The 12,448-nt window shown below is 74.8% G+C and carries 13 protein-coding genes; 3 read left to right on the forward strand and 10 right to left on the reverse strand.

Annotation, left to right across the window (positions count from 1 at the left end):
* Window positions 1-35 precede the first annotated feature (35 nt).
* From VKZ81_RS08340 to VKZ81_RS08370, 7 genes are read right to left on the reverse strand one after another with little or no spacing between them, the layout of a single operon-like run.
* On the reverse strand, window positions 36-815 hold the full coding sequence (locus VKZ81_RS08340) for a hypothetical protein (RefSeq protein ID WP_324240870.1): 780 nt from the start codon (window positions 813-815) through the stop codon (window positions 36-38).
* Window positions 812-2,221, reverse strand: coding sequence for a Na+/H+ antiporter NhaC family protein (locus VKZ81_RS08345; RefSeq protein WP_324240871.1), 1,410 nt, complete (start codon window positions 2,219-2,221; stop codon window positions 812-814). The genes VKZ81_RS08340 and VKZ81_RS08345 overlap by 4 nt, the downstream gene beginning before the upstream one ends.
* Complete coding sequence (locus VKZ81_RS08350; protein WP_324240872.1) at window positions 2,218-3,807, reverse strand: N-acyl-D-amino-acid deacylase family protein; 1,590 nt, start codon at window positions 3,805-3,807, stop codon at window positions 2,218-2,220. The genes VKZ81_RS08345 and VKZ81_RS08350 overlap by 4 nt, the downstream gene beginning before the upstream one ends.
* Entirely contained in the window at window positions 3,804-5,222 is a 1,419-nt protein-coding gene (locus VKZ81_RS08355) for a Na+/H+ antiporter NhaC family protein (protein WP_324240873.1), read from the reverse strand. The genes VKZ81_RS08350 and VKZ81_RS08355 overlap by 4 nt, the downstream gene beginning before the upstream one ends.
* Window positions 5,219-6,337, reverse strand: coding sequence for an o-succinylbenzoate synthase (menC, locus tag VKZ81_RS08360; protein WP_324240874.1), 1,119 nt, complete (start codon window positions 6,335-6,337; stop codon window positions 5,219-5,221). The genes VKZ81_RS08355 and menC overlap by 4 nt, the downstream gene beginning before the upstream one ends.
* On the reverse strand, window positions 6,338-7,003 hold the full coding sequence (locus tag VKZ81_RS08365) for a MurR/RpiR family transcriptional regulator (RefSeq protein ID WP_324240875.1): 666 nt from the start codon (window positions 7,001-7,003) through the stop codon (window positions 6,338-6,340).
* Window positions 7,000-7,740, reverse strand: coding sequence for a GNAT family N-acetyltransferase (locus tag VKZ81_RS08370; RefSeq protein WP_324240876.1), 741 nt, complete (start codon window positions 7,738-7,740; stop codon window positions 7,000-7,002). The genes VKZ81_RS08365 and VKZ81_RS08370 overlap by 4 nt, the downstream gene beginning before the upstream one ends.
* Before the next feature lie 97 nt (window positions 7,741-7,837).
* On the opposite strand from VKZ81_RS08370, the gene VKZ81_RS08375 reads away from it, so the two are divergent.
* Window positions 7,838-8,959 (forward strand): M20/M25/M40 family metallo-hydrolase, encoded by a 1,122-nt coding sequence (locus VKZ81_RS08375; RefSeq protein ID WP_324240877.1) that lies wholly within the window; start codon window positions 7,838-7,840, stop codon window positions 8,957-8,959.
* On the opposite strand, the gene VKZ81_RS08380 is transcribed toward VKZ81_RS08375, so the two are convergent.
* A complete protein-coding gene (locus VKZ81_RS08380; RefSeq protein ID WP_324240878.1) occupies window positions 8,912-9,916 on the reverse strand; it encodes a helix-turn-helix domain-containing protein in 1,005 nt (334 codons plus the stop codon). The genes VKZ81_RS08375 and VKZ81_RS08380 overlap by 48 nt on opposite strands.
* Before the next feature lie 120 nt (window positions 9,917-10,036).
* Window positions 10,037-10,423 (reverse strand): hypothetical protein, encoded by a 387-nt coding sequence (locus VKZ81_RS08385; protein WP_324240879.1) that lies wholly within the window; start codon window positions 10,421-10,423, stop codon window positions 10,037-10,039.
* 355 nt (window positions 10,424-10,778) lie between these two features.
* On the opposite strand from VKZ81_RS08385, the gene VKZ81_RS08390 reads away from it, so the two are divergent.
* On the forward strand, window positions 10,779-11,084 hold the full coding sequence (locus tag VKZ81_RS08390) for a hypothetical protein (RefSeq protein WP_324240880.1): 306 nt from the start codon (window positions 10,779-10,781) through the stop codon (window positions 11,082-11,084).
* Window positions 11,084-11,428: a DoxX family protein gene (locus VKZ81_RS08395; protein WP_324240881.1), complete on the forward strand. Its 345-nt coding sequence runs from the start codon at window positions 11,084-11,086 to the stop codon at window positions 11,426-11,428. Before VKZ81_RS08390 ends, VKZ81_RS08395 begins: the two co-directional genes overlap by 1 nt.
* A gap of 11 nt (window positions 11,429-11,439) precedes the next feature.
* Here VKZ81_RS08395 and VKZ81_RS08400 read toward each other — a convergent pair.
* The coding region (locus VKZ81_RS08400; protein WP_324240882.1) for a LacI family DNA-binding transcriptional regulator at window positions 11,440-12,448 on the reverse strand (1,009 nt) is incomplete at its 5' end.

A 12,448-nucleotide genomic window follows, 5' to 3' on the forward strand; every position in this document is an offset into this window, starting at 1 on the left:
TCCACCCGGCTGCCCGGATCGCGGCTACCCCGCCGTCACCGGGCGCCCAACCGGGCGAGGTCGCGGCTCGCGGCCGCGAGCAGGTCGCGCAGCAGCGGCCCGGCGATCTGCTCGTGCACGTCGACGACGGGCCGCCCGGCGCGCAGCGCCTCCTGGTAGCGCTCCCGGTCGGCCGGGTAGGGGAGGGCGGTCAGGGCGGCGACCACCACGGTCTCGCCGTCCCGTTCGGCGACGGCGACGGCGTGGGTGCGCAGGGCGGTCTCGTCGGGGTGGCCGATCCAACCCGCCTTCACCGCGACGGCGCTCGCCGGGACCCCGAGGGTGTCGGCGAGCGCGTCGGGGATGCCGAATGCCTGCTCTGGCGGGACGGCGCCCATCCAGCCCACGACCCGCGCCGCGGCCGGGTCGCCCGCCGCGGCGCGGGCGAGCGCGCCGTAGGCCGTGACGAGCTCGGTGGCGCTCACCTCGACGCCGCCGAACCAGCCGGGGTCGGCGCTCGCGGTCCGCCACCGCACGCCGGTGGCCGAGGCGATCCGGTCGAGGAGGCGGCCGGGCGGGCCCGCGTGCCAGATGCGGTTGGTGGCGGCGTTGTCGGAGAAGCGGACGGCCCGCTCGCCGTCGTCGGTGCGCCCGCCGCCGCCCGTCCACACGATCAGCGGCTTGAGCACCGACGCGCACCGCAGCCGGGCCGCGCCGCGGCGGGCCGCGACGGCGCGCAGCGGCGCCCCTCCGTAGTGGGGTGAGCCGAACACCTCGCCCGCGACCTGCGCGGACGCCCCGTCCGGGAGGGTGGCGAGCACGTCGGTGGCCGTCACAGGTAGACCCCCAGCAGCACGGCGTAGAGCGCCACGACCGGGACGAGCACCAGGTAGGACGACAGCAGCTGCCAGCGCAGCGAGCGGGATTCGGCGAGCCCCATCTGCCCGATCATGTCGGGGTTGGGGAACGGGCCGAGCCCGTCGGTCTGGGAGACGGCGAGCAGCACGAGGCTCCAGGCCGTGGGCGGGACGCCGAGCGTCGCGGCGAGCGGGCCGAACACCTGGTTGACCAGCACGGCCTGCGCCGCGGCCGCCCCGGCCACGCCGACCCAGCCGATCAGCACCACGACCAGGCAGAACAGGTACGGGCCGAGCGAGGACAGCGCGAACCGCTCCGCGACCCCGTCGTAGACGCCCATCGAGTCGACGAGCGTGAACAGCACGGCGAGCAGGAAGAACAGGAAGAAGATCCCCAACAGCCGGCTCGCGCCGGTGTAGACCGCGCCCATCAGCTCGCCGACCGGGGTCCGCGCGGCGAGCCCGGTGACGGCGATCAGCAGCACCAGCGCGACCGGCACGAACGTCGCGCCCGCCGCGGTGACGCCGCTGTAGACCACGAGCGCGAGGAACGCGACCACGAACGCGGCGGTGGTGCGGGCCGCCCCGGGGGCGGGCTCCTGCACGGCGTCGAGGTCGACGGCGCGCTCGGGCGGGTACGGGAACGCCGCCGCGGTGCGCCGCTGGTTCCACCGCACGACCAGGAAGCCGACCCCGAACATCACGGCCGCGGTGGGCAGCCCGGCGGCCAGCACGTAGGCGATCCAGCTGACCTGCGCCGCCCCGTAGATGCTGGTGGTGATCGGCGCGAACGGGCTCAGCGTGAGCCCGGCGAGGCCGCTGAAGAAGAACATCGCCGCGGTGGCGGTGGTGGAGAACCCGAGCGCGGCGAGCAGCGGGATCACGATCGGCGCGACGATCGCCACCGACCCGGCGAGCGTGCCGAGCGCGGCCGCGAGGATCGTGCAGGCGAGCATCACCCCGAGCTGGGCCCGCAGCTGGGTGGTCAGCCCGACCCTGCGGACGACGCTCAGCACCACGTACTCGGCCACGCCGGTGCGCTTGAGGACCTCGCCGAGGCCGGCCCCGAGCAGGATGATCACGCCGAGCAGCGCGATCAGCGAGCCCATCGACTCGATCAGCACCGGCCCGAGCTCGGCGGGCGTCGAGCGGGTCAGCACGACCGCGCAGACCACCGCGCCGAGCGTGGCGAGCACGATGTCGACCCCGACCAGGGCCAGGCCCGCGTAGACCACGATCGGGACGAGCCCCCACAGCCCCGGTTGGTCGGTGCCGATCGCGACGACGATGCTCGTGACGAGCGCGACGGCGTACAGCGCGGTCCCGGCGACGGCCTGCCGCCGGGACATGTCGAGCGTGTAGATGTTGACGTCAGAGGCCGTCACGGTTCCTCCCGGGGGAGCGGAGCGGGCCGGCGCAGCACCCGGCCCGGGCGCGCACCGGTGAGGCGACCGTCGCGCAGCACCGGCACGCCCGCCACCAGCACGTGGTGCACCCCTTCGGAGAGCTGCCACGGCTCGTCGTAGGTGGAGCGGTCGACGACGGTCGCCGGGTCGAGGACGGCGACGTCGGCCACCGCGCCGGGCCGCAGCACGCCGCGGTCGGCCATGCCGAGCCGGGCGGCGGGCAGCCCCGTCATCTTGTGCACGGCCGCGACGAGCGGCAGGTCCCCGTCGCGGACGTGCCGGCCGAGGACGCGGGTGAACGTGCCGAAGCTGCGCGGGTGCGGGTGGCCATCGCCCCGGGGCCGCAGCACCCAGCCGTCGCTCGCGACGCTCGCCGCCGGGTGCCGCAGCACCGTGCGCACGTCGGCGGCGGACATCGCGTGGTTCACGATCGACACGGCCCCGCGGTGCCCGGCGAGCACCCGCAGCGCGGCGTCGGCCGGGTCGGTGCCCAGCTCGCGGGCGACGTCGGCGATGCTGCGCCCGCGCGCGGCGGTGAACGGGCCGGGCGGCAGGTCGGCGATCACCACGCCCTCGGGGTCGACGTCGCGGGCCATCCGGTCCCGCAGCCCGTCGGCCACCCGCTCCCGGGTGGCGGGGTCGGCGAGGCGTTCCAGGAGCCGGTCCACCCCGCCGTCCAGCGCCCACGCGGGCAGCCGCGAGGTGAGCGTGGTCGACGAGGCCGGGTACGGGTAGACGTCGCAGGCGACGTCGACGCCCTCGGCGCGGGCCTCGTCGATGATCCGCAGCGCCTCGGTGACGGCGCCGTGGTTGCTGCGGCCCATCGCCTTGAGGTGCGAGATCTCCAGCCGCACCCCGCTCGCGCGGGCCGTGCCGATCGCCTCGCGCACGGCGTCGAGCAGCGCGTCGGCCTCGTTGCGCATGTGGGTCGAGTAGAGCAGGCCGTGCTCGGCGGCCACTCGCGCCAGCGCGGTGACCTCGGCCGCGTCGGCGTACGCGCCGGGCGCGTAGATCAGGCCGGTCGAGAACCCCCACACGCCCTGCGCGGCCGCGTCGGCGAGCAGCCGCTGCATCCGCGCCAGCTCGGCGGGGGTGGGGGCGCGCTCGTCGCCGCCCATGGCGGCCAGGCGCAGCGCCGAGTGCCCCACCTGCAGCGCGAGGTTCACCGCGGGCCGGGCGGCGTCGACGGCGTCGGCGTAGCCCGCCGCGTCGGTCCAGTCCCAGTCGAGCTCGGCCTGCAGGAACGCCGACGCCGACCGCAGGGCGGCGAGGTCGCCGACCGGGAACGGCGAGAAGCCGCAGTTGCCGGTGACCAGCGTGGTGACCCCCTGGGTGACGGCGGTGTCGGCGCCGGGGTGGCCGGTGATGCTGAAGTCGGCGTGCGAGTGCAGGTCGATGAATCCGGGGCAGACCACGAGCCCGTCGGCGTCGAGGCGGGGCCCGGCGAGCGTCCCCGGCTCGGCGACGGCGTCGATCCGCCCGTCGGTGACGCCGACGTCGGCCACGCGACCCGCGGCACCGGTCCCGTCGACGACGGTGCCGCCCGCGATCACGAGGTCGCTCATGCGATCACCGCGAGGATCGCGACGTACAGCAGCGAGGCCGGGATCAGCACCAGCCACCCGGTGAGCAGCAGCGCCCGCAGGTTCGTCGACCGGGCGAGCCCCATCGCGCCCACCATGTTGGCGTTCGGGAACGGGCCGTAGGTGTCGGCCTTCGACGCCCACAGCAGCACGATCACCCATGCGCCCGCGCCGAGCCCGACGGTGGTGGCGAGCTCGCCGAAGACCTGGTCCAGCAGCACCACCTGGGCCGCGGTGGCGCCGGGCACGCCCACCCAGCCGAGCAGCGCGATCGCGACGGCGAACCCGAGGCCGGACGCGCTCTGCAGCTGCGGGCCGAACACGTCCAGCACGACGTCGTACGGCTTCAGCTCGTCGATCACCAGGAACAGCGCCGCGAGCAGCCAGAACAGCAGGAAGATGCTCACCAGCCGGGCCGCGCCGCGGTAGAGGTGCCGCGCGATGTCGGTGGCGGGCAGGCGGGCGGCCACGCCGGTGGCGACGCCCAGCAGCGGCAGCGCGAGCAGCGGGAACGAGGTGCCGGCCGCGGTGATCGTCGCGTAGGCGACGGTGGCGACGAGCAGCCCGAGGAACACCGCGGTCGCCCGGCCGGCGGTGGCGGGAACCTCGGTCTCCTCCGACTCCAGGTCGGCGTCGGTGTAGAAGTCGCCGGTCCGCGCGGTGCGCCGCTGGATCCACGGCACGACGACCATCGCCACGAGCAGCGACAGCACGGCGAGCGGCGCCGCACCGTACTGCAGGTAGGTCAGGTAGCCGACCTGCGCCGCCTCCATGATCGCCACGTTGGAGCCGGCGAACGGGGCGAGCGCGAGGCCCGCGCAGCCGCCGACGAACATCATCGCCGCGGTGGCCGAGCGGGTGAACCCGACGCGCGCCGCGACGGGCAGCAGGATCGGCGCCGAGATCGCGAGCGCGCCCGCGAGGGTGCCCAGGCTGGTGACCAGCACCAGGCACGACAGCATCACGCCGAACAGCACGGCGCTGCGGCTGCGCTCGCCCGCGATCCGCAGCACCCAGCGCACGATCGTGTGCGCGACGCCGGTGACGCGCAGGACCTCGCCCACGCCCGCCCCGAGCATGATGATCACCCCGATCGTGGTGACCAGGTCGCCCATCGACTCGCCGAGCAGCTGGCCGAACTCGGCGGGCGTCTGGCGCGCGATGAGCACGCCGCCCACGAGGCTGACGATGGTGGCGATCACCAGGTCCATGCCGAGCAGGCACAGCACCGCGTACATCGCGATCGGCACGACGCCCCACAAGGTGGGCGCCTCGGCGCCGAGCCCGGCGATCGCGCACACCACGACGCCGACGACGGCGATCGCGGTGGTGAGGACGCGCTGGACGCGGCCCTGCGCGACCTCGTAGGCGTTGGCCCGTTCCGTCTGCTGGGTCATCGGGTCCCTTCGTGGGTGCGGACGGCCTGCGCCCGCACGAACTCCTCGTCGACGCCGTGCCCGAGGCCGGGGGTGTCCCACGGGACCGCGACGTTGCCGTGGTCGGCGCGGATCGGTGGGGTGACCACGTCCCGCGCGTAGTACTTGTCCGAGCCGGAGACGTCGGAGGGCAGGACGAAGCCGGGGAGGCTGGAGAGCGCGACGTTGGCCGCGCGCCCGATCCCGAATTCGTGCATCCCGCCGCACCAGACGGGGATGCCGTGCTCGCGGGCGAGGTCGTGGGCGGCGACCGCGGCCGTGAGCCCGCCCATCCGCGAGACCTTGATGTTGAGCACGCGACAGGCGCCCACGGCGAGCGCGGTCTGCAGGTCGTGCCCCTCGACGATCGACTCGTCCAGGCAGATCGGTGTGTCGAGCACCGCCTGCAGGCGCGACGAGGCCATCAGGTCCCGCGGCGCGAACGGCTGCTCGATCATGGTCAGCCCGAAGCGGTCGAGGGCGCGCAGCGCGGTGAGGTGGTCGTCGTCCTCGGTGTAGGCGCCGTTGGCGTCGACGTGCAGGGCCAGGTCGGGGAACGCGGCGCGCACGGCCGTGACCGGCTCGACGTCCCATCCCGGTGCGATCTTGAGCTTCACCCGCGGGTAGCCGGCCTCGACCTGGCGGGCGACCTGCTCCACCAGCGCGTCCACCGTCGGCTCGATGCCGAGGCTCACGCCCGCGACGACGGTGCGCCGCTCCCCGCCGAGCGCCCCGGCGAGCGGCACGCCCCGCGCGCCCGCCCACAGCGCCCAGCACGCCGCGTCGAACCCGGCCTTCGCGAACTCGTTGCCCCGCACCTTCCCCCACAGCGCCGGGACGTCCGCGGGGTGCTCCCACTCCGCGCCCAGCAGCGCGGGCACCAGGTACGCCGACCCGATCGACCAGCAGGTCTCGACGGTCTCGGCGGTGTAGAAGGGCCCGGACGGCGAGGCGATCTCGCCCCAGCCGACGGCGCCGTCGGCGTCCTCCACCCGCACGAGCACGTGCTCGAGGTAGGACTTGCGGTGGGAACTGGTCTCGAACTCGTGCACCAGCGGCAGGCGCACCTGCAGCAGCTCGATCCGGTCGATGCGCACCTATCGGTCTCCGTCCGCGTAGATGCCGAGCCGCGCGGTGATCGCGTCCCGGCGGGCGAGGCGCCGCCGGGCGCCCTTGGCGCTGGCGGCGGCGAGGGTGGCGATGATGTGCACGACGGCGGCGACGGCGGTGGGGGAGTCGGCGTAGGAGGCGCTGTCGGTGCTCACCACGACCGCCACGTCGGAGAGCCGCGCGACCGCGCTGTCCTCGTCGTCGGTGACCCCGACGACCGCGCCGCCCGCCGCCGCGAACTCCTCGGCGAGCGCGATCGTCGAGCGCGCGTAGCGGCGCAGCGAGAACGCGACGAGCACGTCGCCCGGCCGCACGTCCGACAACACGTCGACGCCGCGCACCACCGTGCCGTCGATCAGGGTCACGTTGGCCATGCCCGCCGACAGGTCGGTGGCGAGCAGCGAGGCGTACGACCACGACTTCGACCCGCCCGCGACGAACCGCCGCTTCGCGGCGACGATCTTGCGCGCGGCCTGCTCGAGCGAGCCGTCGGCCTGCAGCCGCTCCAGCGTGGCGGTGAGGTTGGCGGTCTCCTGCGCGACCACCTGCTGCAGCAGCGCGGTGGCCGACGAGCGGCGCTGCAGCCGGGCGCCGTAGCGCTCGTCCGGGCTCGTGAGCTGCTTGTTGTCCGGCTTCACCTTCTGCGGGCTCACCGGGCCCCCACGCAGTACAGGGCGGTGCGCTCGTTGGCCCGGCGGCACGAGCGCAGCACGCGGCCCGCGCCGAGCAGCCGGGTCAGCTCGTCGGCGACGCGGTCGCGCACCTCCACCGCCCGCCCGGTGCGCCGCAGCTCGGCCCCGTCGACGGGCACCGCGAGCCAGTCGACGTCGCCGTCCGCGCGGCACTCGCCCCAGTCCGGGACCGCGCGCGGCAGCGGCGGCACCGCGGCCGGGGTCCGCGCGTCGAGGACCCACTCCACGACGACCCGGTCCGTGCGGCCGTTGCGGTCCTCCATGTCGTAGAGGTCGCGGCGGAACCAGCGCCCGACCGCGCCGAGCACGTCCAGGTTGAAGTGCGCGTTGCGGGCCTGCAGCGGGTCGTAGGCCCAGCGCATCGTCCGCACGCCGGTGCGCAGGGCGATCTCGGCCTGCGCGTGCTTGAGCTGCCTGCCCACCCCGCGGCCCTGCGCGGCCGGGTCGACCGCGGCCGCCTGCGAGTAGTGGTACGGCACGCCGGCGTCGATGCCCACGAAGCCGTAGGCGAACCCGACCAGGCGGCCGCCCTCGTCGAACGCGCCGACGGCCGAGCCGCCCTCGTGCTGGAGGGCGGCGAGCAGCTTCGGCGTGAACGCCGGGTCGTCGCCGGGCAGGCCGAACACCAGGCGGTACAGCCGGACGGCGGCCAGCCGTTCCGCGGTGGTGGCAAGGGGCCGGGTGGTGATCCCCGACATGCAGCTCCCAACGGTGATACGAGATGTATGCGTGTCGTCCTACTCCGCAAAAGTGCAGGATGTCAACACAGTGGGCGCAAAGATATAGTCCGTATCCATGTCCGACTTCACCGGCGTCGCCGCCGGGCTCGCCGAGGATGCCCTCGCCCGGCTCGTCGCCTACGCGGGCCACGAGACCCCGACCGGCGACGCCGCGGCGCTCAACGCGCTCGCCGACGTCCTCGAGCGGCGCCACCAGGAGCTGGGGGCGCGGACCGAGCGGGTCCACCACGACACCGGCGACCACCTCGTCGCGCGGTGGGGCGCCGACGACGCGCCGCACGTGCTGCTGCTCGGCCACCACGACACGGTCTGGCCCGCGGGCACGCTCGCCACGATGCCGGTCGAGGAGCGCGACGGCGTGCTGCGCGGCCCCGGCGTCTTCGACATGAAGGGCGGGCTGGTCGTCGCCGAGCTGGCGTTCGAGGTGCTGCGTCGCTGCGGGCGGGAACCGTCGCGGCCGGTGCGGTTCGTCGTCGTCGCCGACGAGGAGATCGGCAGCCCCACCGCGCGCCCGCTCGTCGAGGAGCACGTGGCCGGGGCGGTCGCGGTGCTCGGCCTGGAGTCGCCGCACCCCGGCGGGGCGCTGAAGACCGCGCGCCTGGGCAGCACGCGGGTGCGCGTCGAGGTCACCGGGCGGTCCGCCCACGCCGCGCTCGACCCGGAGGCGGGCGTCTCGGCCGTGGACGAGCTGGTGGACCAGCTGCTCGCGGTCCGGGAGATCATGGCGGGCGAGCCGACGGTGCTGTGCAACGTCGGCACCATCGGAGGGGGCGGCCGCACCAACGTCGTGCCGGACCGGGCGACGGCCGACATCGGCCTGCGGTTCACCGACGTCGCCACCCAGGAGCGGGTGCTGGCCGCGCTCGGGCGGCTCACCCCCGTGCGCCCCGGAGCCGAGGTCGCCGTGCGGACCCTCACCAGCCGCCCCGCGTGGTCGGAGCCGGACGAGGACCTGCTCGCCCGGGTGGTGCGGGCGGGCGCGGCGGTGGGGCAGGAGGTCACCGGGCGGCCGGCCGCGGGCGGGGCCGACACCAACACCGCGGGCGCGGCGGGCGTCCCCACCCTCGACGGGTTCGGCCCGCTCGGCGGGGGCGCCCACGCGCCGGACGAGCGGATCGAGACCGCGTCGCTACCGGCCCGCGCCGCCCTGCTCGCGAGCGTGCTCGCCACCATCTGAGCCTGCGGACCGGCCCAGGTGCACCGCCCGGTACTCGCCGGGCGGGAGCCCGAACGCGTCGCGGAAGGCACGGCTGAAGTGCGCGGCGTTGGGCAGGCCCCACCTGCGGGCGACGGCGCTCACGGGCTGGTCGGCGAGCAGCGGGTCGACCAGGTCGCGGCGGCAGCGTTCGAGCCGCTTGCGGCGGACGTGCTCGGCGACCGTGGTCTCCTCGGTGCTGAACAGCTTGTGCAGGTAGCGCAGGGAGATGTGGTGGGCGGCGGCGATCGAGGCCGGGGTGAGGTCGGGATCGCCGAGCCGCGAGTCGATGAACGCGTGGATGCGGTGCACGAGCGCGCGCTGGTGCGCATCCCGGGTCGCGGGGGACTGGCGGTCGAGCCGCGCGGCGAGGGTGGCGACGAGCAGGTCGAGCAGCGCGCTGCCCAGGCGCGGGGCGCTCGCGTCGTCGAGGTGGCGCTCGAGCTCGCGCGCGAGCCCGTAGACGAGGGCGCCGGTGCCGCGGTCGCCGCGGAACCGGGTGGCCAGCACGGCCGCGAGGGCGCGCTCGGGCAGCGGCATCAGGGGGCGCGGGAATCGCAGCAGGAGCGCGGTGCGGGCGGGGTAGACGCAGTGGAAGGGCTGGGCCAGGTCGGAGAGGCTGAACTCGCGCGGCGCGAGCGCCACCCGCCGCCCGGGCTGCTCGGCGGTCGTCGCGCCGTCGAGCTGGACGAACAGCTGGTAGTGGTCCGGGTCGGTGCTGCTCATGTGCCGGGGCGTGCGGCGCGCCTCCCCCGGCCCGCAGATGGACTCGACGCACTCGACCGGGCCCGCCGTGCCGGCGACGATGGCCTCCTGCGGGCTGGGCGGCCCGCCCGCGAAGCGCACCTCCATGGGCACGATGTGCTGTGCGACGACCTGCCGCCAGTAGTCCTCGCGCGTGGCGGCGGGCTCGTCGGCAGCCTGCAGCCGGACCGTCACGGCGCCCAGTCTCACCCAGGGACGCCCGGTCGGCCAAACCGGTTCTCGGAAACGACGAACGGCGCCGGACCGCGCGGGCCCGGCGCCGTTCGTTCGTTCAGCGACCGATCGAAGGGGTGATCAGTCGTCGATCTCGGCGCTGTCGCCGGTCTTCGCCGCCGCGGTGCACGAGTCGTCGACCGTGTTGTCGCCGTCGGAGTCGGCGTCGGTGTCCGAGGCACCGAGCGCACCGAGGCCCAGCGCGCCGGTCAGGTCGAGGAGAACATCGGTGCTGTTCAGCGGCACCTGCACACCCAGGACGTTCACCGGAACCTGGTTGTCGCACGCGTTCACCGGAACGGCGATGTTGTTGCCCGCGACGTTGATCAGGCCAGAGTTCGAGCCGTCGATGGCGTTGACGTCCTCGACCTTGGTCTTGTCGTGCCCGTCGCCGGCGAAAGCGAGCGGGCTGACCGCGAGCAGACCGGCCGTGGCGGTCGCCACGACGATTCCAGCCTTCTTCAGCACAGTTGTCTCCTGGGGATTGATTTCGGATTCGGCCGAAGCCGGTCCAATTCAAAGTCAGCTCATGACCGGGGAGCCAGCTGACTGCGGAAAAACCTACGCGTCCGGGGGCAGTGGGGACAAATCACCTGACCCAATTTGGTGAATCGACTGCGCTGCGTTTGGTTACGCCTCTTTTCGGGCGACACGCGCGGGCCCGCGAACGCGGTCTGCGAACGGCTCCCCTCACGCGCCGTGAAAGTCGATCACCCGGATGTGGGCGTAACCTCCCGCGCCCCGTTCCGGCGCTCTGTCACCTTCCCGGCCCGCACCCCGTCATCCCGGTGACGCACCCCTTCGACCACCAGAGGAGGTCACGGTGACCGTGCAGATCGTCCGCTTCACCGCGGACCGGGCCGACGTCCCCGCCATCGAGGAGGCGATCGCGACGATGGTGGGCGCCATCGCGCGCGAGCGGCCGCCCGGCATCCGCTTCACCTCGTGGAAGCTCGCCGACGGCGTGTCGTTCCTCAACGCCCTCGAGCTCGCCGACGGGGTGGACAACCCGCTGCCCGCGATCCCGGAGTGCCGGGCGTACCTGCAGCTGCTCGCCGGCAGGTTCGGCGAGCCGCCCGCTCCCCAGCCGGTGACGGTCGTGGCGAGCTACGAGGGGCCGGCGGCGTGATGGGCGCCGCCGACGTCGTCGTCACCGCGCTCGCGGCGCTGGCCAACGCATGGGCGGCGTGGATCGACTTCGTGCGCGCCGACTTCGTCGTCGCCAACGCGGCGCGCGTCGGGATCGGGGAGCGGTGGCTCCTCCCGCTCGGCCTGGCCAAGGCGGCGGGGGCGGCCGGCCTGGTGCTCGGCCTGCTGGGCGTCCCGCTGGTCGGCGAGGCCGCCGCGGGCGGCCTGGCGCTGTTCTTCGTCGGCGCGGTCCTCGCCCACCTGCGGGCGCGCTACTACGCGCTGGGGCCGCCGGTGGCCTTCCTCGCGCTGGCCGCGGCGGCGTTCGGGCTCTCCCTCGCCTGATCGACGCCTGATCAGGCGCTCTCCCGTACGACCAGCCGGTGCGGCGCCACCACGTGGCGGGGCGGGAGGCCCGGGTCGGCCAGGCGCGAGGTGATCAGCTCCAGCGCCTTGTCGACCACGAACGCCCGGTCGATCGCGACGGTGGTGAGCGCCGGGGTGGTGAACCGCGACTCGGGCAGGTCGTCGACGCCGACGACCGCGACGTCGTCGGGTACCCGGCGGCCGTGGCGGTGCAGCGCGCTCAGCGCGCCGATGGCGAGCGCGTCGTTGGCCGCGAACACGGCGTCGACGTCCGGGTGCTCGGCGAGCAGCGCGTCGACGGCGTCGGCGCCGTACCCGCGGTCCCACTCGGGCACGGCGCGGATCAGCGCGCGGTCGACCGGGAGGCCGGCCGCGCGCAGCCCGCGCAGGTAGCCGTCCATGCGCTGTTCCATGACCGGCTTCGGCGGGTGCTCCTTGTAGCCGATCATGGCGACCCGCCGCCTGCCCGCCGCCGTGAGGTGCGCGGTGGCGGTGCGGCCGATGTCGACGCTGTCGTTGGTGACGTGGTCGACCGCGTCGACGGCGCCGTGCTCGCCGATCAGCACCATCGGGGTGTCGTGGCGGGACGCCTCGAGCTCGGACGGCGTCATCGACAGCGGGCTGAAGATCAGCGCGTCGGCGAACCGGACGGGGAAGCCCGCCGCCGCCTGGCGCTCGCGTTCGACGTCGCCGTCGGTCTGCTCGACGACGACGGTCAGCCCGCGCTCGCGCGCCGCGCGGACCAACAGGCCCGCGAGGTCGGCGAAGTAGGGCATGTCGATGCCCGGCACGGCCAGCGCGATCGCGCCCGTGCGGCCCCGGCGCAGCTGCCTGCCCACGGCCTGGGGGCGGTAGCCCAGCTCCTCGACGTAGCGCCGGACGAGGGCGCGCGTCTCCGGCCGCACGTGGACGTAGTCGTTGATCACGTTCGAGACGGTCTTCGGTGACACGCCCGCGGCCATCGCCACGTCGCGCATCGTCACCGGCCGTCGCTGCGTC

The organism is Pseudonocardia sp. (genome assembly GCF_035305885.1).
Lineage (GTDB): Bacteria > Actinomycetota > Actinomycetes > Mycobacteriales > Pseudonocardiaceae > Pseudonocardia.

What these genes read in the sequence shown, in the direction of transcription:
- VKZ81_RS08355 (WP_324240873.1), bottom strand. Translation starts at nt 5,222, where the DNA reads ATGACCCAGCAGACGGAACGGGCCAACGCCTACGAGGTCGCGCAGGGC.
- VKZ81_RS08370 (WP_324240876.1), bottom strand. Translation starts at nt 7,740, where the DNA reads ATGTCGGGGATCACCACCCGGCCCCTTGCCACCACCGCGGAACGGCTG.
- VKZ81_RS08395 (WP_324240881.1), top strand. Translation starts at nt 11,084, where the DNA reads ATGGGCGCCGCCGACGTCGTCGTCACCGCGCTCGCGGCGCTGGCCAAC.
- VKZ81_RS08375 (WP_324240877.1), top strand. Translation starts at nt 7,838, where the DNA reads ATGTCCGACTTCACCGGCGTCGCCGCCGGGCTCGCCGAGGATGCCCTC.
- VKZ81_RS08350 (WP_324240872.1), bottom strand. Translation starts at nt 3,807, where the DNA reads ATGAGCGACCTCGTGATCGCGGGCGGCACCGTCGTCGACGGGACCGGT.